The organism is Photobacterium sp. SKA34, from assembly GCF_000153325.1.
Lineage (GTDB): Bacteria > Pseudomonadota > Gammaproteobacteria > Enterobacterales > Vibrionaceae > Photobacterium.
In genome coordinates, this window is the sequence record NZ_CH724142.1 from 214,465 (window position 1) to 235,393 (window position 20,929).

General features: G+C 38.3%; 19 protein-coding genes. 3 read left to right on the forward strand and 16 right to left on the reverse strand.

Features of this window, described 5'->3' with window-relative positions; translation table 11 throughout:
• Positions 1-133: 133 nt before the first annotated feature.
• Entirely contained in the window at positions 134-787 is a 654-nt protein-coding gene (locus SKA34_RS09975) for an HAD family phosphatase (RefSeq protein ID WP_006645393.1), read from the forward strand.
• Positions 788-870: 83 nt separating this feature from the next.
• Positions 871-1,137, forward strand: coding sequence for a hypothetical protein (locus tag SKA34_RS09980; protein ID WP_006645394.1), 267 nt, complete (start codon positions 871-873; stop codon positions 1,135-1,137).
• A 95-nt stretch (positions 1,138-1,232) separates the two neighbouring features.
• Here the strand turns inward: SKA34_RS09980 and SKA34_RS09985 are convergent, their stop codons facing one another.
• From SKA34_RS09985 to SKA34_RS10010, 6 genes are all read right to left on the reverse strand, one after another.
• The gene (locus SKA34_RS09985; RefSeq protein ID WP_006645395.1) at positions 1,233-1,799 is read right to left on the reverse strand and encodes an isochorismatase family cysteine hydrolase; all 567 of its coding nucleotides are present in this window, start codon (positions 1,797-1,799) and stop codon (positions 1,233-1,235) included.
• Positions 1,800-1,960: 161 nt separating this feature from the next.
• The gene (locus tag SKA34_RS09990) at positions 1,961-2,596 is read right to left on the reverse strand and encodes a murein L,D-transpeptidase catalytic domain family protein (protein ID WP_369750679.1); all 636 of its coding nucleotides are present in this window, start codon (positions 2,594-2,596) and stop codon (positions 1,961-1,963) included.
• 464 nt (positions 2,597-3,060) lie between these two features.
• Positions 3,061-6,264 (reverse strand): glycosyl hydrolase family 18 protein, encoded by a 3,204-nt coding sequence (locus SKA34_RS09995; protein WP_006645397.1) that lies wholly within the window; start codon positions 6,262-6,264, stop codon positions 3,061-3,063.
• A gap of 341 nt (positions 6,265-6,605) precedes the next feature.
• Entirely contained in the window at positions 6,606-7,229 is a 624-nt protein-coding gene (locus tag SKA34_RS10000) for a DUF2057 domain-containing protein (protein ID WP_006645398.1), read from the reverse strand.
• 191 nt (positions 7,230-7,420) lie between these two features.
• Complete coding sequence (locus SKA34_RS10005; protein ID WP_006645399.1) at positions 7,421-8,611, reverse strand: class I SAM-dependent methyltransferase; 1,191 nt, start codon at positions 8,609-8,611, stop codon at positions 7,421-7,423.
• Between the two features lie 135 nt (positions 8,612-8,746).
• The gene (locus tag SKA34_RS10010) at positions 8,747-10,153 is read right to left on the reverse strand and encodes a methyl-accepting chemotaxis protein (RefSeq protein ID WP_006645400.1); all 1,407 of its coding nucleotides are present in this window, start codon (positions 10,151-10,153) and stop codon (positions 8,747-8,749) included.
• A gap of 98 nt (positions 10,154-10,251) precedes the next feature.
• On the opposite strand from SKA34_RS10010, the gene yccX reads away from it, so the two are divergent.
• A complete protein-coding gene (gene yccX / locus SKA34_RS10015; protein ID WP_006645401.1) occupies positions 10,252-10,524 on the forward strand; it encodes an acylphosphatase in 273 nt (90 codons plus the stop codon).
• Positions 10,525-10,608: 84 nt separating this feature from the next.
• Here the strand turns inward: yccX and tusE are convergent, their stop codons facing one another.
• From tusE to SKA34_RS23615, 10 genes are all read right to left on the reverse strand, one after another.
• Entirely contained in the window at positions 10,609-10,938 is a 330-nt protein-coding gene (tusE, locus tag SKA34_RS10020) for a sulfurtransferase TusE (protein WP_005368340.1), read from the reverse strand.
• Between the two features lie 152 nt (positions 10,939-11,090).
• Positions 11,091-11,759 carry a Bax inhibitor-1/YccA family protein gene (locus SKA34_RS10025; protein ID WP_006645403.1) on the reverse strand — a complete coding sequence of 223 codons (669 nt, stop codon included), beginning with the start codon at positions 11,757-11,759 and terminating at the stop codon, positions 11,091-11,093.
• A gap of 248 nt (positions 11,760-12,007) precedes the next feature.
• Positions 12,008-12,784, reverse strand: coding sequence for an amino acid ABC transporter ATP-binding protein (locus tag SKA34_RS10030; protein ID WP_369750680.1), 777 nt, complete (start codon positions 12,782-12,784; stop codon positions 12,008-12,010).
• 13 nt (positions 12,785-12,797) lie between these two features.
• Entirely contained in the window at positions 12,798-13,895 is a 1,098-nt protein-coding gene (locus tag SKA34_RS10035) for an amino acid ABC transporter permease (RefSeq protein WP_006645405.1), read from the reverse strand.
• A 6-nt stretch (positions 13,896-13,901) separates the two neighbouring features.
• Positions 13,902-15,101: an amino acid ABC transporter permease gene (locus SKA34_RS10040; protein WP_006645406.1), complete on the reverse strand. Its 1,200-nt coding sequence runs from the start codon at positions 15,099-15,101 to the stop codon at positions 13,902-13,904.
• Between the two features lie 108 nt (positions 15,102-15,209).
• Positions 15,210-16,238 (reverse strand): amino acid ABC transporter substrate-binding protein, encoded by a 1,029-nt coding sequence (locus tag SKA34_RS10045; RefSeq protein WP_006645407.1) that lies wholly within the window; start codon positions 16,236-16,238, stop codon positions 15,210-15,212.
• A 586-nt stretch (positions 16,239-16,824) separates the two neighbouring features.
• Positions 16,825-18,054, reverse strand: coding sequence for an OFA family MFS transporter (locus tag SKA34_RS10050; protein ID WP_006645408.1), 1,230 nt, complete (start codon positions 18,052-18,054; stop codon positions 16,825-16,827).
• A gap of 308 nt (positions 18,055-18,362) precedes the next feature.
• Entirely contained in the window at positions 18,363-19,589 is a 1,227-nt protein-coding gene (gene gltS, locus SKA34_RS10055) for a sodium/glutamate symporter (RefSeq protein WP_006645409.1), read from the reverse strand.
• A gap of 651 nt (positions 19,590-20,240) precedes the next feature.
• Positions 20,241-20,582 carry a hypothetical protein gene (locus tag SKA34_RS10060; protein ID WP_005368330.1) on the reverse strand — a complete coding sequence of 114 codons (342 nt, stop codon included), beginning with the start codon at positions 20,580-20,582 and terminating at the stop codon, positions 20,241-20,243.
• Between the two features lie 70 nt (positions 20,583-20,652).
• The coding region (locus SKA34_RS23615; RefSeq protein ID WP_006645410.1) for an EAL domain-containing protein at positions 20,653-20,929 on the reverse strand (277 nt) is incomplete at its 5' end.

Here is a 20,929-nt window from a genome sequence, read left to right on the forward strand (position 1 = left end):
AATTAAACAGGCAATGAGATTACTTGAACAGAATAAAATTTGTACGATACCTGCATATGTTTAATCACCAAGCTACATGGATAATCATAGCCGTGCTATAAAGTAGGCGTTTTTAGTATTTTTCAGGTAGTACATGCAAACGATTTTTTTTGATTTTGATGGAACACTCGTTGACTCTGAGCGCTTTCATGCTGTGAATTGGAGTCAGTATTTAGCTAGCCATGGTGTTGAATTAAGTACTGATACGTTCATGTCTCAGTTCGCTGGTGTTACTTGGCCTCAGATCGCAGAACACTTTATCTCTCAATACAATATACTGATAACAGAAACGGTAATGATTGAAGAGGTGGAAGCTTTAACAGAGATGATGATCATTGAAAAAGGTATACCACCGATGCCTGGCGTGGATGAATTGCTCAAAATCTTATCGGGTAAAGTGCCGATGGCAGTCGTCACTGGAGCTCCAAAAGATTACGTAGAAGGTGTTTTAGCGCAACATGGCTGGTTATCACTCTTTGAACATGTATTTAGTGGGTATGAAGTGGCTAAAAATAAGCCTGCGCCAGACGTATATTTAAAAGCCTGTAAAACAATGGACGTGCTGCCTGAAAAGGCGGTTGCTGTCGAAGATAGTCGTACTGGGTTAATGTCAGCAATGAGTGCTAATATTCATGTGGTCTTTGTAAATAGTCACAATATGAAATTACCCGCTCACGCACAGCATTCGTTTACATCAATGAAAGAGGCAACACCTGCGTTGTTATCATTGCTTAAGGTCAATAGTTAAATTGCTTAGCATACAGGTCTAGGTTGGCTATTACCTAGCGAGTTAAGCTAGAATAAGTTCAAATTTTAGATAGGCTGATATAAATGGAAAACGAAGATATCATGACAGGCGATATGCTTGTTGAGACGGTTGAGAATCAACTTGCTGACGGCGAGCCATTAGTTGTTAAAGAGACGCTGATGCGTCTTGTAATGACAGGCACACCCCGTGATGAAGCTATTCAAATGATAGCGTGCGCATTATCTATTGAAGTTTTCGATGTAATGAAAAACGATGGTAAATTTGATCTAAAGCGTTATAGCGAAAACTTAACAGAGCTTCCTGATATGCCTTGGGAAGATGATATCTAAATCATAAGATGAACCGCATAATCTCCTTTTGGTATAAATATGATTATGCGGTTATTTACTTCAGCCATCCTACAAGTATAAAACCCTCATCCCTTTTATTTTACATCTGTCGATTGGTGTATTGTTGCAATACGGGACAATGTTGTGAGTGAGGTATTGTGTTCTTCTTCTGTTGCAGCTGTACATGCATCAGCAATTATATGCACCTGATAATCTCGATCATGGGCATCTCTGGCCGCTGATTGAATCGCCCATGTTGTACTTACCCCACAAAAGTAAATATCAGTGATCTTATTTGCACTTAATATGCTATCTAATTGTGTGTTATGGAAAGGATTGACTCTTGGTTTATTGATCACAATATCGTCTTTACCTATAAGTAGATTTTGATGAAATTGTGTTCCCCAATCGTTCAAGTTTAATGCGTTGATAGATTGTGCTTTACCAAACATTGGTGAGTGTAGGGGGAGATCGAGAAAATTATTATGAAAACCTACTTTGATATAAATACAAGGAATGTGTTGGCTCTGTGCCCATAGAATTGAGCGGTTTGCATTTTCAATTGTATTATTATCAATAACTTGTTGAGCACAACTAGGAATCTTCCCATTAAGATCAACAATGTCATTAATAAAATCAATAATAACAAGTGCCTTTTTCATAATAAACCTCGAAAAATTAAAACAATTCTAACATTACAAAGTAAATCACAACTTAACGGATGGGCTGGAATGAAAGGGCTGATAAAAAATAGAGATAAAAAAAAGCTGTTAGCATTTAACTTATTTTAGCTAAATACTAACAGCCTGTTTTAATAAATAAATTAAGCGTAAGCAAAAATAACACTACCGCCTTTGATAGTATCAATAATTTTCTTTGCAATTGCTTCAGGTAGGGCTGGGCAACCCCAGCTACGACCTAAATAGCCATTACGTTTAATAAACTTTTCAGAAACATACTTTGCGCCATGAATAACAATATAGCGTTTTAGCGCGTTGTCATTTTTACCACGGGTTAAACCACTTAGTTTAAGAGAATAACCATTTCCACCTAAATAAGTCGATTCGGTTAAAAATGTACCCAGTGATGTTTTGTGCGAATCAACTTGATTAGAAAACTTATCAGCTTTAAGCAGGCCGCTATTCATACCATGTGATACGTATGTCTTGTAAAGTAATTTATTTTGTTTTAAATCAATTACGTAAAATCTTTTTTGTGTTGATGGTTTACTATAATCAATGATTGTTAGTAATGATTTTTTTTTGCCTTTAGTTTTGTTATACGCAATAAAGGCTTGTTTAAATACGTCGTAGTTAATCTTGTTTTTCAAATGTGCTTTTTGGTAAACATAATCAACAACGATATCAGTATTTTTTCTTTCAGTATGTAGAGCATGTGCTGAGGTCTGAAATGACAAAGAACACATGAACAGAATTATTAGACATATCGCTTTTTTCATTAAGTCAGTACTACCATCAAACAATGCTTACGAGGCTTTTTGGAGAGTAGAACTTTAGCATAAAAATAACGAATTAATAGGTAGAGTGAATGTAACCCTATGCTTGGCAGGGATAGTATGGGTGGTATTTATTTTATAAATATTAAAACTTAAATATTAAATAACAGTAAGTTATAATAAAGAACAGCATTTAATTATATTTATAGATATCAGCTTTAGCTGGAATGTTTAATTCTTAAATTTAGTCGTTGATAGGTTACTAAGCACTTGTTTTAAAATATTAAAAATATGCCCATACACACTAAGGTAAAAAAAATATTTTTTTTTAGAAAAAGCGATTTTTTGTGTAAAAAGCAATCAAGTAATCGATTGTATTTGTATAAGTGTCTGCTTTTCTAGATTTCAGTGAATAAAAAAGCAGGTAGTAACTACCTGCTTTTATAATTACTGTTTACGTCGTTTGATTAAAGGTTACAAACCTTAGCCCAGCTACCGTCACTTCCTGGTACTGATGACGTCCACCAGTTAGCTTTGTAGACAGCACCATCATGGATGATTTCATCGCCGCTACCTGCATGAGTTGGTGTACCTTGCCAATCAGTCTGAGGCCAGTTAGGGTAAGTTGTTAGGCCATCTGAATTACAGTTGCCATTATTACCACCCGTATCGTCGCCTCCGTTATTATCACCGCCACCAGCATTTAAATCACCAATAGGTAGGCTTGGTTGCTCAAACTTAAACGCATACTCATTACCATCAACATTCACTGAGTAGTTAGCAGGACCTGATATTGGTAGGTAATAAATAAAGTCTAGCTCGTAGCTTTCACCTGCTGGTAGTGTTTTCCATTTAGGTAGAGTAAAGGCTACACGGTGCATTGTTCCGTCTAAACCACCAATGTTATCTCCACGAGTATGGCCAGAAGAGATGACTTTCAGACCACCACCAGATTGATCTTTTGCGTTATCTGGTGCAGACACTGGAATATCAAACTGGAATTCAGTACCACCTGGTAAATCAGTACCTGTGTTATTGGTAAAGGTTACAGTTGGGTTGATAGGGTAGTTTTGGTCACCAACTTTAAAGCCACTAATATTAACTGCAATATCAATTGCCTGAGTTGGGATTGCACCTGTTGCTATAGTATTACCGTATGGAGTTGCTGACTTAAACTTATCGTAGATAGCTTTCGTCATAGCATTACCCATGTGGTACTCACCGTTACCAGATGCACATGCTTTTTCAGTTGCATCAATAGTGTTAGTACGCTTTCCGTTTGCATCGAATAAGTAACAGTTGTAGTCGCCTGCAAGCTCCCAGAACATGATACCACCGATTTCTTTATCGATTACGTAGTCGGCTTTCACGCCAACCGAGGCTTTATCTTCTGTTGAGATAAATACGCTTTTCTCTGCATTCCATAACCATGGAGCAACAGCGACATCATCGTAATTACGTGTGTACGAACCAACAAGTTTATCTTGTGGATCATTAACTGGATCTAAACCATAAGCGGCTGTATACGAACCGAAGATACCTTGCTCAAGGTTTTTCGCGTGCCACATTGGGTTAGAACCTGCTCCCATTTCTTTACCATCAGGGTCAAGATCGTGCCACATATTGTCGATACCGATAGCACCGTAACCACAGTTGTTCTTCTCGCCTTCACCAGTACCTGCCTGACACTCTGATTGGTTAGGAAGTGCTGCACGTCCCCATAGACCGTTATCAACACCTTTAACATCTTGCCAGCCACGAGTGTAGTATGGAACACCGATATTGATACGACCTGCAGGCATTGAACCGCGGAAATAGTGGTAAGCCCAGTCAGTATTTAGGTAACCAATACCACCGTATGCTGCTGTGCCGTATACGTTCCACTGTGCTAATTCTGAATCTTTACCTGTATCGAATAGCGCAGCATTATGACCAACGTGGTCGTTCCAAGCACCGTGTAAGTCGTAAGACATGATGTTTACATAATCTAAGTATTTCGTTACATCAAATGTTTCCATACCACGTAGTAGGTAGCCAGATGATGGTGCTGCAATCGTTAGCATGTAGTGAATATCGTCTTCAGCAGAAGCAACATCCAGTTTTTCACGAAGGACTTTCATCAGTTCTTGGTAAGAAGCCCATAGGTATGGACGACGTGGTTCCATGAACTCTTTATCGTATGGGTTACCTGCACCCGCCATAGAAGTTGGGTATTCGTAATCAATATCAAGACCATCGAACTTGTACTTACGTAGCATTTCAACGGCAGATGTGGCGAATTTCTCAATGCCAGCGTGGTTAATAGAACCATCAGCATTTGTTGTCATTGTGTAGAAGCCACCATCTGGTGCTCGACCACCATCAGTGCCAAAGTGACCACCTGTTTCAGCCCAACCACCGATAGATATTAATGTTTTAACATCGTGTTTAGCTTTTGCTGTTGCAAGTGCACCGAAATGACCTTTAAAGCCAAGTGCAGGGTCAATTTCAACCCCATCCCATTCCATACCCACTGCAGCATTGCTTGGATCTGATATATCACCGATGTTTACTTTGCCGTCAGCACCAATACTTACGAATGCGTAGTTAATGTGTGTTAACTGTTCCCATGGGATATCGTTAACTAAGTAGCTGCTTTGAGGATCATCCCCTGCACGCCAGCTAGTGAAGTAACCAATAACACGGCGAGGGTGATCAGCACCCATCATTTCACGGCCATCTTCATCATAGATAGAACAGTAAGGAACATTTACACCTTCTGTTTGGTATAAACCGTCAGGACGACAACCATTTGATACGACAGTACCATTTATAGCAACAGAACTAACGGCTGAATCAGATGTTTTGTTCTGGTTATCAGTTGCACGAGCAAAAATTTTTGCATTGCCTGCTTGAACCGTTGTGTATTCAAGAGCATAAGGGGCTGTAGCTACGGTGCCAACCAGTGCGCCATTTACGTAGAAATCAACTTTTTCTACTGTACCGTCAGTATCTACTGCGTCAGCAGTAATAGTAACAACTTCACCTAATTCAACACTTGCTGCTGAAACAGCAACAGAAACGGTAGGTGCTATGTTAACTGGTCCTTCTGGTGCGACATCGACGCTAACACTTGCTTGGCTACTTGCTGCATTTTGATCATCGTAAGCCATAGCTGAAAGGCTATGTACACCTTCTGTTGCTGTCCATGCAAACTCGTATGGTGCTTTCGTTGTTGAACCAACAACTTGTCCGTCGACTAGAAAGTCAACTTTAGCAATGGTACCGTCAGTGTCGGTTGCATTTGCTTTGATTAGAACAGTTTCACCTGTTGTGATAGCAGCCGTCGCTGTTGGTGCTGTGATACTTGCTGTTGGTGCTGCATTTTCTACTGGATCAACCGGTGGGTCGATAGGCGGCTCGCCACCAGAACAAAGATCGAGTTGAACCCATTGAGAATACTCACCGTTGTTGTCTGCCGGTGAATTATTTTGTGTCCAATAATTTGCTTTATAAGCAACACCGCCTTGTTGAACTTGATCACCGCCCGTATAAACGCTGTCACTTTTCCATTCTGAAAGGTCAGTACAATCAACAGCAGCTTGTGCGTTGAGTGCAAATAAGCATGACATAGTTAGAGTACTAAGAGTGAAAATCCCTTTCCTCATCGTTCCATGTTTACCATTATCCATTAGGTATCCTTTTAGTTTCAGTAAAATAATCAACACTCAGTTTGTCCGTTATTCTTGTGTGAATCTTTTTGAGTGCCGTAAAAAAACTATAATGCTGACAGCTAAATTTGCACGATGAGATGTACTGATCTTCAGACATGCTCTCGGAAAGATGTAAATAAAATGTAAAGAAAGTTGCTTTTATTGAATTAAAAGCAAGTCTTCAACAGTATTTAGGGCTTTTTTTTGGTCGGAGAAGTGGTGGGGAAATGCTTTTTTTACGTTGTGTTTTAAAATGCAATATGTAGGATAGCTACAAGTTGTAGTCTATCCTATTGATTAGTTTGGATTTTATAAATTACTTATTTGTTAATAGCAGATTTGAATTGTTCTTGTGTTTCCTTGTCTGCTTTTTTGTACCAGTAATTTAACATTTTAGATACGTAGGCTTGATCGACTTTTCCACTTTTTTCGACGGCAACTTGTTGTACTTGAGGTACAGAAACTGAAATTGCAGAGGTTAGAGCAGCAGGTGCATTGCTTAAATTATACTTAGCGATTTCTTGCTGAAAATCTCGTCCTATTTGAACGCCATTTTTGATTAATACATCTTGCTTAATGGCGATATCATTTTTTTGCTTGTCTGTAATCACAACATTTGGCTGCTTGTTAAATGCTTTCGCTTCATATTGGCTATGAATTTTAGGCAGATTTAATGTGTAGTTTGCGTCTGTGCCATCGAATGTGACGATCACAACTTCAGATTTGAAAAGATGAGTATCACCGTTTTCACGATAGTTAGTTTCATAGCGAAAAGCGATTTGATTATCACCATCTTTTAATGAAAGCGGGCCGTTACCTTCTGTTTTTGTTCCATTAACAAGCACAAGATCAGCTGAGTCGGGTAGAGTAAGCGAAACGTTAGCAAAAGATGAGAAGCTCACACCACAAACGGCTAGAGTTAAAAGTGCTGTACGAAGTTTCATGTTAATTCCTTGTATTTGTCGATAGCAAAATACGCTATTGGTATTTTCATATTGTATTCTTTTATTAATACCAATGACAAATAATGTCTGTTTGTAATTAAGCATATAGACAGATAAAAAACAAAAAGCCCAATGAATTATGTTCATTGGGCTTTCGTTAAATTAGGTATTAATTAGTGCTAATTTGGTGATTACTTAACGTAACACGCAAATCCTTTTAGGTAGAAACCCTCAGGGTAGGCGCTATCTAATGGATGATCTGCCGCTTGACTAAAGCGCTCAATAAACTGAACTTCACGTTTCGCATCAAGTGCCGCATCTGCAATGATTTTTTGGAATAAACCGTTATCCATTAAACCTGAGCAAGAGTAAGTCAGTAACGTACCACCAGGATTAAGAATTTGCATTGCTAACATATTGATATCTTTGTAACCACGGCATGCACCAACAAGCTGAGATTTAGATTCAGCAAATTTTGGTGGATCCATAATCACAACATCAAATAACTCGCCACGATCACGGTACTCACGTAGCAGTTTAAATACATCAGCATTTAAGAATTGTGCATTTTCAACAGGGAAGCCGTTGTCTTGTGCATTTTGTAATGCAGTATCAAGCGCGTGTTGAGACACATCAACGTTAACCACCTCTTTTGCGCCACCCTTCAGTGCATAAAGACCGAAACCGCCGGTGTAGCAGAAACAGTTAAGTACACGTTTTCCGTTAACGTATTTAACCGAAGCTTCACGGCTATCACGTTGGTCAAGATAGAAACCTGTTTTATGACCACCAACGATATCAACGTTAATTTTAACGCCGTTTTCTTCAATCATTACAAATTTAGGTGGCTCTTCACCATGAAGAACGCCAGTACGTTGTTTCAAGCCTTCTTTTTTACGAACAGAAACATCAGAACGTTCGTAGATGCTGCATTCTGGGTAGCAGTGTTGAAGCGCTTCAATCAGCACATCACGTTGCGCTTCAGCACCTGCACTGAGTAACTGACAAACTAAAAAGTTTTGGTAACGGTCAATAGTAATGCCTGGTAGACCATCAGACTCTGCTGCAATTAAACGATAACCAGTTAAGCCATCACGCGCAGCTAAAATATCGCGCAAACCTTGTGCTTGATTAAGACGTTTAATAAAGAAGTTAACGTCGATATTTTCGTTTTTCTCAAAATTCCATACGCGAACGCGAATTTGTGATTGTGGTGAATAAGCGCCTTTTGCTAACCATTCGCCTTTATTGTCGTAAATATCGACGGTTTCGCCTAAGCCTGGTTTACCTTCAATGCGATCAATACCGCGAGAGAAAACCCAAGGGTGACGATGACGTAGTGATTTTTCGCGGCCTTTTACCAAATAAATAGAAGCTGTCATGAACATGCCCAGTATGGAATTCGAGTGGGGGCGTATTATCTTTCTCTAGGCATATAAAATCAAATGAAAAAGCCGCCATCTTATCGGATACAAACAAGATAGCGGTATAAAAGGGGATTTAATTAATCGAACAGCTTATGAGGCTTTTAGGCCACTCATTAATTGTTCAAGCGTTTGGGCTTGCAGACTCAATTGTTCAATCTCATTACTTGATTCACTGATCATCTGTGCTATAAGACTGGACTGGGTGCGAACTTGTTCTACGCTGCTCGCTATATTTTCAGCAACTGCACCTTGTTGTTCTGCAGCTGCTGCAATTTCAGAACTACGATCAGAAATCCCTTGGTTACGTTCATTAATTTGACCAATTTCGTTATCAACAGAATCCATCAATTGTTCACTGTTAATGGCGTTATCAACCGTATTTTTCATCACTGCAATGAGTTGTTGGCTATTTTGTTGTAGTGATTCAATCATTTGTTGAATTTCAACGGTAGCACTTTGGGTGCGCCCTGCAAGGGTACGTACTTCATCAGCAACCACGGCAAACCCACGGCCTTGTTCACCAGCGCGTGCAGCTTCAATTGCCGCGTTTAATGCAAGTAGGTTAGTTTGTTCTGAAATACCATTAATGGTTGTGACAACATCATCAATTTTTGCAGCATTGCTATCTAACGCTGATACAGCTTGAGCGGCGGAATTAATTTCATTAGAAAGAATTGAAATCGCATTTTTAGTTTCGCTTACTTTTACACGACCATTTTCACTCACCGATTGTGCTTCTTGAGTTTGTAACGATGTTTCATGGGCGTGAGTTGCAACTTCACGAATTGAGCTTGCCATTTCTTCAGTCGCACTGGCTAATGAATCTAAATGACTTTGTTGAGATTGCGATAAATCACCACTGTTATCACTGCGACGATGTAAATCCACACTGATTTGTTGCATAAGTGCTACAGCTTGTTGTGTTGCGAGTACTAGCTGTTGTTCACGTTCTGCGACTTTATCAATTGTGATAGCAATCAGGCTAAATTCATCACGAACAGGGAAGAAATTTAAGCGCTTGGTGAGATCACCATCAGCTAAACTTTGTAGTGCCTTTTGCATGTTAAACATCGCACCACCAATAAAGGTCATGATGTAGTAGACCGAAGCAAGAATAATAACGAGTAGAATACCTGTTACAACTAATTGTGTTATTGATAAATAATCAAAGAATCCAGTCTGTGTGACAGCTTGCAAACTATAATTTTGACCATTCACTAATACAGAATCTGATGATGAACTTGTCACTTTTATTGCACTGTTTTGCAGTAAAGTTGCAGCATCAGCAGAAGAAATATTTTGTTGTTTGAGAATATTCGCGGTCAGGTTTAGTTGTTCTTGTGTTATTTCTAAGCGTTGTTGAGAGGCGGCATCAACTAAAATAGCACTAACAAAGATAATAGCGGCAAACGGAAGAAGAAAAAGTAAGTAAAATTTTTCTGTAATTTTTAAATGTATAAGGTATTTATCGATCCATCGAAAAGCGACTTCTTTCATACTTACATCCTAATTAGCATAGATAAGTGGTTGCGAGATAACATTGGTGGTGGAACTACATATACATCGACAAAATTGCTTATAACTTGAGGTGATGAATGTCACAGTTATGTATAAGAGCGATTGTTACAGGTCGTGTACAAGGTGTGGGTTTTCGTTTTCACACGGCTCATGAAGGGTTGAAATACAGTCTAAAAGGTTATGCGAAAAACCTACCTGACGGCAGTGTGGAAATTTTAGCTTGTGGTGAAAAAGAAAATATAGATGCGCTATTAGTTTGGTTAGGAAGTGGGGTAAAGCTAGCAGATATTAAATCAATAAAAACTGAAGAGCTTGAATGGCGGCATGTTGATGGATTTACGATTAAGTAGCCATTGTTGTCAATAAACAGAGGGTCACAAAATACTAAGTAAAGGCGTATCCTGTGACCACAGAGGATTAGCAACAGTAGCGTATTAAATACATTTTACTGGTTTTGGTAACCCTGCTAATTTTGTTGCTTGCTTTGCTGGCCCTTTAGGGAATAGGCGATAAAGATAACGAGAATTTCCTTTTTCTTCGCCGTATTTTTTTGCCATAGCTTTAACCAACATACGGACTGCCGGAGATGTATTAAATTCTAAATAAAATTCGCGTACAAAATGGATCACTTCCCAGTGTGCAGCAGAAAGGTCAATCCCTTCTTCTTCTGCAAGTAAAGGGACAAGTTCTTCACACCAGTCACTAACATTTTTCAGATAGCCTTGTGCATCTGTTTCGATTTCTTTTTTATTAAATTCAAGCATGGTGAGCCTCGGTATTCATTACGGCTCAAAGCATAGTGAGTGTGGTGCAGTGCTGCAAGTAAAACTGTTCACTATGTTCATGTATCTGGCTACTGCTGATATTAAAATGCCCGCAAGATAGCGGGCATTTAGAATGAGAAGAGCGGCTGCTACTAGTTATTATCGCTATTGATAACACCAAGAATTTGCAACAAGCTTAGGAACAGGTTGTAGATTGATACGTACAACGTTACTGTTGCTGAGATGTAGTTTGTTTCACCACCACGAACAATTGACTGTGTTGTCAATAGAATTGCAGCTGATGAGAACAGAACAAACATACCGCTAATAGCAAGTGACAGCATTGGCATCTTCAAGAAGATATTAGCAACCACAGCAACAATAATTGCGATAAAGCCTGCCATTAACATACCGTTTAAGAACGATAGGTCACGCTTAGTGGTTAGTGCGTAAGCTGAACAACCAAGGAAAGTTACCGCTGTACCGCCTAGGGCTGTCATTACAACATCACCCATACCCGCGCCAACATACATGTTTAGAATTGGACCTAAGGTATAACCCATAAATCCAGTTAGTGCGAAGACGAAAACTAAGCCCAAGCTACTCTCTCGGTTACGTTCGGTTAAGAAAATTAAACCATAGAAACCTACAAGTAATACAATCCAGTGTACTGGCGGTACATTCATTGCCATCGCTACACCTGCAATACCTGCAGAAAATAACAAAGTTAACGAAAGTAGGAAGTAGGTGTTACGTAGAACCTTGTTGGTAGATAGTAAGCCTTCGTAACCGCCGTCACGATTAACTATACGATCGTTCATAAAAATCCCCTTAGGGTAGTTATATTGAGTCTATTAATTTATATATGAGGCTAAATTACCATAAAAGCAAGATTAACTAAGCACTCAACCTCAAAATATTTGTACTGAAGCACGTTATCATCACTTAGCTCATATATTACTTAACCGCAGCGATGAAAATCAGATTAATGTGTAAGTAAATGTTTCAAAGTAACAATGAGCAGGGGTACTAATCACTTGTTTTATTTGAAACATTTATATTATACGTCTTAATGTAATATTTGGCTTAAGAACAGTTGAGTACGATCAGATTTTGGATTATCAAAGAAATCATGAGGATTATTTTCTTCAATGATTTCACCTTGATCCATGAATATTACGCGATCAGCAACTTGTCGTGCAAAACCCATTTCGTGAGTCACACAAAGCATCGTCATGCCTTCATTTGCCAACTCTACCATTACATCAAGCACTTCTCTTACCATTTCAGGATCGAGCGCTGATGTAGGCTCATCAAAAAGCATAACTTGCGGATTCATACAAAGTGAGCGGGCGATAGCAACACGCTGTTGCTGGCCACCAGAAAGTTGTCCTGGGAATTTATTTGCTTGATCGGTAATTTGAACGCGCTCAAGGTACTTCATCGCTAAAGCTTCTGCTTCTTTCTTTGGCATTTTCTTTACCCAAATAAGAGCAAGGGTACAATTTTCTAATACCGTTAGGTGAGGGAAGAGGTTGAAGTGCTGGAAACACATGCCGACTTCCTTTCTTACCAACTCGATATTTTTCAAATCATCAGTTAGCTCTGTACCACCAACAATAATTTGTCCTTTTTGGTGTTCTTCTAGGCTGTTAATACATCTGATCATGGTTGATTTACCTGATCCTGAAGGACCACAAATCACGATCTTCTCACCTTTCTTTACCTGCAAGTTAATATTTTTAAGAACATGGAATTGACCATACCATTTATTCACATCAGTTAGCTGGATCATAAGATCAGAGCTGGTGTTATCCGTGTTAGGTTTTGAAGTACTACTCGTCATAATGCTGTCCTTGCTAACGTTTGTGCCCAGTGTGCAATTTGTTTTCTAAATAAATACTGTAACGCGACATACCAAAACAGAAGATCCAGAAGACTAAAGCAACGAAGACATAGCTTTCAGTTGCAAAGCCTAACCATTCAGGATCGCTGGTGGCTGCTTGTCCTATACCCAATACATCAAACATACCGATAATGAGTACTAAACTGGTGTCTTTAAACAAGCCGATAAACGTATTTACAATAGAGGGAATGGTAATTTTTAATGCTTGAGGTAAAACGATAAGGTACATCTTCTTCCAATACGTTAAACCTAATGCATCCGCGGCTTCATATTGCCCTTTAGGGATTGCTTGTAATCCTCCGCGAATAACCTCTGCCATATAAGCGGCACTAAACATCACCACACCAATGAGTGCGCGTATTAATTTATTGGTTTCCATTTCAGCTGAAAGGAAAAGTGGGAGCATCACCGATGCCATAAAGAGTACGGTGATCAGCGGTACACCACGCCATAACTCTATATAAACCGTACAGATACTACGAATTATAGGCATTTCTGAACGTCGCCCTAAAGCAAGGACGACGCCGATAGGTAAAGAAACCACAATACCGACAATCGCAATCACCAAGGTAATTAATAGTCCGCCCCATAAGTGTGTTTCAACAATCGGTAAACCAAATACGCCACCGTAAAGAAGGAAACCTGCAAGAAATGGATAAATGTTGACAAAAAATAGCCATATCCATCCACGATAAGGTGTTTTTTCGTAAGCTAATAGTCCAATGAACAGGGCTAATGTTGCGTAAAAAAGTTTAGGTCGCCACAGCTCTTCTGTTGGGTAAAAACCAAACATAAACTGATCAAAGCGGACGTTGATAAATGTCCAACACGCACTACTACTGGTACAAGCATCACGGCTATCACCTGTCCAGTCAGCATTAATAAATGCCCATTCAACGATGTACCAAATGCCTAAAATAGCAAAGTAACCTAAGATAAATGTCGCGATACTACTGGTCAAAGAGGAAAATAAGTTGGTACGTAACCAGCCTATAACCCCTACTGTATTGGCTGGTGGCGGTAGATCGGGTTGAAATTGATGTTTATTCATAAGTAATTACCTCTCCACCAACGCGACTTTCTTGTTATAGATATTCATCACCAATGAAGTGAGTAGGCTTAATGTGAGATAGACAGCCATAGTCATTGCGATGATTTCGATAGCTTGACCTGTTTGGTTTAAAGTCGTTCCTGCAAAGACAGAAATAAGATCGGGATAACCAATAGCCATCGCAAGCGATGAGTTTTTAGTTAAATTCAAATATTGGCTGGTAAGTGGCGGAATAATAATACGTAGTGCTTGCGGAACAACGACAAGACGTAAAGTCTTATTTCTTGATAATCCTAATGCTTCAGCCGCTTCTGTTTGACCATGGCTAACGGCATTAATGCCTGAACGGACAATCTCAGCAATAAAAGAAGCGGTATAGATACTTAGTGCCAGTAAAAGGGCTGCAAGTTCAGGAAGGATCGTTATTCCACCTTTAAAGTTAAAACCTTTAAGTTCTGGATATTCCAAATCAATAGGCATACCGGTGATAAAAAAGGCAATCAATGGCAAGCCTAAAACTAATCCTGTTACGGTTAATAATACTGGAAGTTGCTGACCCGTTTGTTGTTGCTTTTTCTTCGCGTATCGATAAAAGAACAAAGAAATAACAACGGCAATAGCTAAACACCAGCCAACAATTTCAGAGCCAGAGCCATATATAGGGCTAGGAATTGATAGTCCGCGAATATTTAAAAAGACAGCTTCGCCTAAGCTGATACTTTGTCGGGGAGAGGGAAGTGCTTGGAGTACAGCAAAGTACCAAAAAAAGATTTGCAGTAATAAAGGAATATTACGAAATACTTCAATGTAAACAGCGGCCAAACGGCTGATTAACCAATTTGAGGATAGGCGAGCTATACCCATGATAAATCCGATGATTGTAGCAAGGATAATCCCTAACACTGCGACTAACGCAGTATTTAATAATCCAACAACAAAGGTCCGCCCATAAGAATAAGTTTCATCATAATCAATCAGTTTTAATCCAATACCAAATCCTGCTTCCTGGCTAAGAAAGTCAAATCCTGTCGAGATACCTCGTGATTCTAAATTTGTAAGGGCATTATTAACGATGGAGTAAAAAAAGAAGACTAGCCCAATGACAGCAATAAGTTGAAAAATAACAGCCCTAAAAGTAGGGTTGTAAAAAATATTCTGTTTGGACTTTGGATTAGATACATCCGATGTATGTGGTGTAGGAGCCATACAACAACCTCAGTTCCTATTGAGATGTAAAAGTAGGGACCCGTTGCCGAATCCCTATATAGTGCTACGTTGTACTATGTTTCTTTCAATAAATATCTAAGCCTGAAATTAACGGATTGGTGGTGCGTATTGAATGCCACCGTTAGTCCAAAGTGCGTTTAAACCACGTTTGATTTTAAGTGGTGAGCCTTCACCAACAGTACGCTCAAAGCTCTCACCGTAGTTCCCCACTTGTTTGATAATCTGATAGCCCCAATCATCTTTAAGTCCTAAGCCTTTACCTTTTGGTCCATCTAGACCAATAAGACGACGGATATTTGGATCTTTTGATTCTTTCGCTAATTTATCAACGTTGGCAGAGGTGACATTAAATTCTTCAGCATTGATCATTGTGAAGAGCGTCCAGCGAACAACGTTGAACCATTGATCATCACCTTGACGAACGACAGGGCCTAAAGGCTCTTTAGAAATAATTTCTGGTAGTACAACTGCTGAACTTGGATCTTTTAAGTTTAAGCGAAGAGCATATAGTCCTGACTGATCTGTTGTTAATACGTCACAACGACCAGAATCAAAACCTTTAGATGTTTGAGGAGCTGTATCAAATACAACTGGTTTATAAGTCATGCCATTAACACGGAAGTAATCAGCAAGGTTTAGCTCTGTAGTTGTTCCTGATTGGACACAAACAGCCGCACCATCTAATTCTTTAGCACTTGTGATGCCCATGTCTTTTTTAACCATAAAGCCTTGACCGTCGTAATAGTTAACGCCGGTAAAGTTGAGACCTAATGAGGTATCACGGTGAAGAGTCCATGTAGTATTTCGTGATAAAACATCAATCTCACCAGACTGTAGTGCAGTGAAGCGCTCTTTTGCTGTCAGTGGGATGTATTTAACTTTTGATTTATCGCCAATGGTTGCTGCCGCAATGGCTTGACAGAATTCTACATCAAGGCCTTCCCATTGACCTTTTGCATTAGGGTTTGAAAAACCAGGTAGACCAGCACTTACGCCACATTGGACATAACCTTGTTTCATCACTTTGTCTAACGTAGCTTCAGCATTGGCGTTTGCAGCAAAAAGGGCAGTTGAAGAGGCTAACGCCGCAAATACCACTGATAATTTATTAGCCATTTGTACCTTCCTTTGTCGGTCTTGATGTGAAATTAAAAATGCATTTGTTAATAATTTTAATAATATGTTAACAGTTCTTAATTATAGGAAGAGAAAATAAAAGGTCTAGTGAACGAAAAGATGTAGATCACGAAAAGCTAACAAGATGAAAATTAGAATAAAATAATAATTATTATTATTTGTGACTAATTATTCACGAAGACTAATTTTGATAGTGTAGTGTTTGGGATGGTAATAGTAAGGGTGTATCGGCGTCTTTATTGCGTTTTAGCTTTATTTAAACGGTTGTTTGAAGTTAATAATAGTGAGGTGTAAGTTGTAAGTCGAGATGTTTTAAGATATTAGATTTGCATAGGTGTGATTTATTATGCAGTAAGGTTGGAGTGTCGGCTTTTAGTTGAATTGTTCAGTATTCTGTTTTATTTTGAATTTAAATATCACATTTAATCGATTAATAAAGTATTTAAATCTGATAATATTCTCTTTTTTGAATTAGTGTTGTTAATTTGTTGCGAGTTGGAAATACTGTCTTACAAACAAGAAAGGCTCAACAAAATTGAGCCTTTCTTACGTATATTTTAGTTCGTTATGCGTTTGTCACTTTTGCTGCCAGTGCGACTGAATCTACTTTCTTCGTCACAAACGAAAGAATAACTGCTACACCAAGCATAATAGAACACACGGTATATGCTAGCGTGTAAGTACCATTCGTATCAACAGCGAACGCAGCTACGACTGGGCCAATAAAGCCACTCACACCCCAAGCTGTGTAAAGTACACCATAGTTTGCACCATAGTTTTTCAAACCATAGAAATCAGCAATGATTGATGGGAATACCGCAAGCAGTGTACCGTAACCAATACCTGCAACAGCAGCACCAATAATTAATGTGAAATCGGACTTAAACGTTGCGAACATTACCATATTGATTGCTTGCATAATAAAGGCAATCATGAGGGTTTTAATGCCACCGATCTTGTCAGATAGGATACCGGCAGCTACGCGACCACCAGAGTTGAATATTGCTAAAATTACAACTAAGTAAGCAGCATCTGCGATGTTTGCTTGTGTTGCTGCAATAGAGGTGATGTTACCAATGATCATCAAACCTGATGCCGAAGCAAATGCATACATTACCCAAAGAGAGTAAAACTGTGGTGTTTTTAGCATTGAACGCCAGTTTAGATCTGCAGCATTACCTGATTTATTATTTACATCGAAGCCAGCAGGTACTTCTGGTGTATAGCCTGCGGGTGGATTGTTAATGGTACAAGCAAGAGGTACTGCAATAATAAGTACAGCAATACCTAATACTAAGAAACTTGTGTTTATTCCTACTTCTTTAATTAAGAAAGATGTTAGCGGGGCTAAGTATACAGCAGCTAAACCAAAGCCTGCTGCAATTAAGCCATTAACTAGACCTTTCTTCGAAGGGTGGAACCATTTCATTGCTGATGGGCTAAGGCATGCGTAGCCAAAACCGATACCACTACCCGTTAAGATACCGAATGTTACGATCAGTAGCATAGGAGTGGTAGCAAAGCTTGAAATGATCATACCTAGACCAACCATCACTGTGCCAAGGATGAGCACTCGACGTGGGCCCATCCGGTCTTGCAGAATACCTGCCACTAATAATGATAATGAGAAGGTAATAATAGCAACAGTATAAGGTAGTGAAGCGTCAGCATTTGACCAGCCTAAATCAACAACAAGTGCTTTTTTGAAAACACTCCATGCGTAAAGAATACCCATACACAAATTAATGCAAAATCCAGCAAGTAAGATCTGCATTGCTCTATCAAATTTTTTCATACTTATCTCAATTAAGACGATGTCAGCAGATCACTTTGCCAACAAAGATAATGTTATATCTAAATGGGTTTTTTAAAGTGCGCGAATCTTATCAAGATTATTTAAATTTAAAATTGGCTAGAAATTGTTTGTTACAAATGAGTCGAAAGTATGGAAGTTAGAGTGTAACTGAATTTGAATAGCGTTTTAATTGAGGGGGAATGTAACTAGGGTGTTATTTGTTTGAGGTAATATTGAGTATTAAAAAAGAATAAAAAGGGGAAAGCGTTCTGTCTTTCCCCTTTATAAAGCATTAAGAGTGATTATTATTAGTGACCAAGGAAACTCATATAGCCCTGTAGTACAAGTAAGTTAGTAATATCAATAAAGAAAGCACCAACAATAGGTACTACCATAAATGCTTGTGGTGATGGTCCATTTCTCGATACAAGCGCACCCATGTTCATTACAGCTGTTGGTGTTGCGCCCATACCGAAACCACAGTGACCACCAGCAATAATTGCGGCATCGTAATTTTTACCCATTACGCGGAAAGTCACGAAATAAGTAAATAGTGCGAGCACAATGGTTTGTACGAAAAGAATCACCAACATAGGTAATGCGAGATCCATTAATTCCCATAAGTGCAGGCTCATCAATGCCATTGCAAGGAATAGGGATAACGAAATAGTACCCAAAGCATCAACGGTTTCTTTATTGATTTTGTAGCACTTAGTTCCTTCACAAAAGTTAGTAATGAAGACACCAATGAAAAGTGCGTAAACAAATTCAGGAATACGAAGTGCGTTAATACCGAAGCTATCAACAAACTCTTTAGCATGTGATGCACCTGCAACACATACAAGAAGAATAAATAACACTTCAATCGTATTCTTTGAGGTAATACGATCTTCTTCTTTATCACTGTATGTTACAAGATCTGGGTGATCAATATGGTGATTACCGCTTTCACCAAAATCTGATTTTAGGTTGTATTTATTAATAAGACGCTGTGCTACAGGTCCTCCAATAATACCACCCATGACTAAACCAAATGTTGCACATGCCATCGATAGCTCAAGCGTATTTATGCCGTAGTCAGTCGAGAAGGTATGTGCCCAGGCGGCACCAGTACCATGACCACCTGATAACGTAATCGAGCCAACTACAAGACCCAGTAATGGATCTAGACCAAGTAACTTACTCAAGCTAACACCAACAGCATTTTGAATAACAATGAATACTGTTGCTAAGGCTAGGAACAAGAATACGCGTGATCCACCTTTGGCTAAAAGTTTGTAGCTAGCAGCAAGGCCTACTGTTGAGAAAAACATTTCCATTAATGCATTTTGCATACTGAGCTTGAAGCTAATATCAAACCCTTGGAAATGAAAAATTGTTATAATAACAGCAACAACTAAGCCACCAACAATCGGCTCTGGAATGTTATATTTTCTTAAAATCGCAACTTTACTATTAATAAAGTAACCTAGAAAAAGCACGATTATTGCTATGAGCAATGATTCGAGCTCATTAATTTGAATAGTTGTGTTCATCGATAATCTTCAATTGTACTTCTTTGATGCTAATTTTAACGTTTAAAAGGTATTCTGACCATATTGCTATTCAAATTATAATGTAGTAGCCAATTAAGCTTTAAGTGATGATTTTGTATAAAATATCGAATATACCTACTTTAAAAAGTAAATTAAGTTACTTTATGGTGTTTTTTTGTTGGTGAATTGTTTTATTTTTAGGCTTTAACGGTTGTTATTTTTAGAAGGTCAAAACTGCAAATAAATTTTTATAAATATCATCTTTAAAATTTAAAATTTATTATAAAACAGGTGTTTATCTGATTTTTTTTGGTTAAATGAATAAGTGGAGACATATTTATAACGAAATATGCACTGTAATACGAAGGTTAAAATGAAATTTTAGTTATTATGAATGCAATTGAAAAAAAAAGGAATTTTCTCACAGTATAAGATTGATTGTTTTTCATACAGATATTTTTGGAATTATTTGGATAAAAAATTAAAATAATTGAGCGATTTACACTTTAATAGTATTCAATGCTGTAATTTATGCTTGTTTTTTGTGTTATTTTTATTGGTATTAAAAATTTATTGTAATTTTATTTGGTTAGTTACGAGAAGAAAAAAGGAAGTTACAAGATAACTTCCTTTTGATGAATGAAGATAAGATCAATTACTGTATTTTTTGAGTTTTAGATCTTTTTTAAGCTGTTGTATATATGCGATACGGCTAGGATCTGCCGGTCGTGCTTGTAATTTGTTGTTTTCTAATGTTTGTGCTTCATCTGGCAAAACACAACGACCACTAACACGTTCATGGTGTTGTTTGGTTTCAAATTCAGCACGTTTTGCAGCTAATTCTTGTTCACGAGCCATCGACTCACGGGCTTTACTTTGATCCGTTGCATCGACAACGACATAGCTATTACGTTTCTGCTGTCGTTGTTGTACTGTGCCACCAAATTGATCGCGCTGCTTGATAAAGTTATTTAAGTGGTCATCAAAGCTCATCAAAGCATCCTACATAACAATTCTATTACCACAATAATAAGACACATTAAGGATGATGAGAACCTTGTTTTCAACTTAAAGTTGACCTTATTTCATTTGTTGCTAAATATTTATTCTCAAAATCTGATAATGGTAATGGTTTATCAAAATAATAGCCCTGTAATTCTTCAACACCTAGAGATTCTAAGAACTTAAGTTGATCTTCTGTTTCAACACCTTCAGCGACGATTGTTAAATTCAAATTATGAGCAAGCTCTATAATAGAACGACAAATTGTAATACTGTCTTTATTAAAAGGTAGATCTTTGATGAACTCTCTATCGACTTTTAAAATTTTTATAGGAAAG

Excerpts from the sequence above, each read along its gene's own strand:
- SKA34_RS09975 (WP_006645393.1), top strand. The coding sequence starts at position 134 with ATGCAAACGATTTTTTTTGATTTTGATGGAACACTCGTTGACTCTGAG.
- SKA34_RS09980 (WP_006645394.1), top strand. The coding sequence starts at position 871 with ATGGAAAACGAAGATATCATGACAGGCGATATGCTTGTTGAGACGGTT.
- SKA34_RS09985 (WP_006645395.1), bottom strand. The coding sequence starts at position 1,799 with ATGAAAAAGGCACTTGTTATTATTGATTTTATTAATGACATTGTTGAT.
- SKA34_RS09990 (WP_369750679.1), bottom strand. The coding sequence starts at position 2,596 with ATGAAAAAAGCGATATGTCTAATAATTCTGTTCATGTGTTCTTTGTCA.
- SKA34_RS09995 (WP_006645397.1), bottom strand. The coding sequence starts at position 6,264 with ATGGATAATGGTAAACATGGAACGATGAGGAAAGGGATTTTCACTCTT.
- SKA34_RS10000 (WP_006645398.1), bottom strand. The coding sequence starts at position 7,229 with ATGAAACTTCGTACAGCACTTTTAACTCTAGCCGTTTGTGGTGTGAGC.
- SKA34_RS10005 (WP_006645399.1), bottom strand. The coding sequence starts at position 8,611 with ATGACAGCTTCTATTTATTTGGTAAAAGGCCGCGAAAAATCACTACGT.
- SKA34_RS10010 (WP_006645400.1), bottom strand. The coding sequence starts at position 10,153 with ATGAAAGAAGTCGCTTTTCGATGGATCGATAAATACCTTATACATTTA.
- yccX (WP_006645401.1), top strand. The coding sequence starts at position 10,252 with ATGTCACAGTTATGTATAAGAGCGATTGTTACAGGTCGTGTACAAGGT.
- tusE (WP_005368340.1), bottom strand. The coding sequence starts at position 10,938 with ATGCTTGAATTTAATAAAAAAGAAATCGAAACAGATGCACAAGGCTAT.
- SKA34_RS10025 (WP_006645403.1), bottom strand. The coding sequence starts at position 11,759 with ATGAACGATCGTATAGTTAATCGTGACGGCGGTTACGAAGGCTTACTA.
- SKA34_RS10030 (WP_369750680.1), bottom strand. The coding sequence starts at position 12,784 with ATGACGAGTAGTACTTCAAAACCTAACACGGATAACACCAGCTCTGAT.
- SKA34_RS10035 (WP_006645405.1), bottom strand. The coding sequence starts at position 13,895 with ATGAATAAACATCAATTTCAACCCGATCTACCGCCACCAGCCAATACA.
- SKA34_RS10040 (WP_006645406.1), bottom strand. The coding sequence starts at position 15,101 with ATGGCTCCTACACCACATACATCGGATGTATCTAATCCAAAGTCCAAA.
- SKA34_RS10045 (WP_006645407.1), bottom strand. The coding sequence starts at position 16,238 with ATGGCTAATAAATTATCAGTGGTATTTGCGGCGTTAGCCTCTTCAACT.
- SKA34_RS10050 (WP_006645408.1), bottom strand. The coding sequence starts at position 18,054 with ATGAAAAAATTTGATAGAGCAATGCAGATCTTACTTGCTGGATTTTGC.
- gltS (WP_006645409.1), bottom strand. The coding sequence starts at position 19,589 with ATGAACACAACTATTCAAATTAATGAGCTCGAATCATTGCTCATAGCA.
- SKA34_RS10060 (WP_005368330.1), bottom strand. The coding sequence starts at position 20,582 with ATGAGCTTTGATGACCACTTAAATAACTTTATCAAGCAGCGCGATCAA.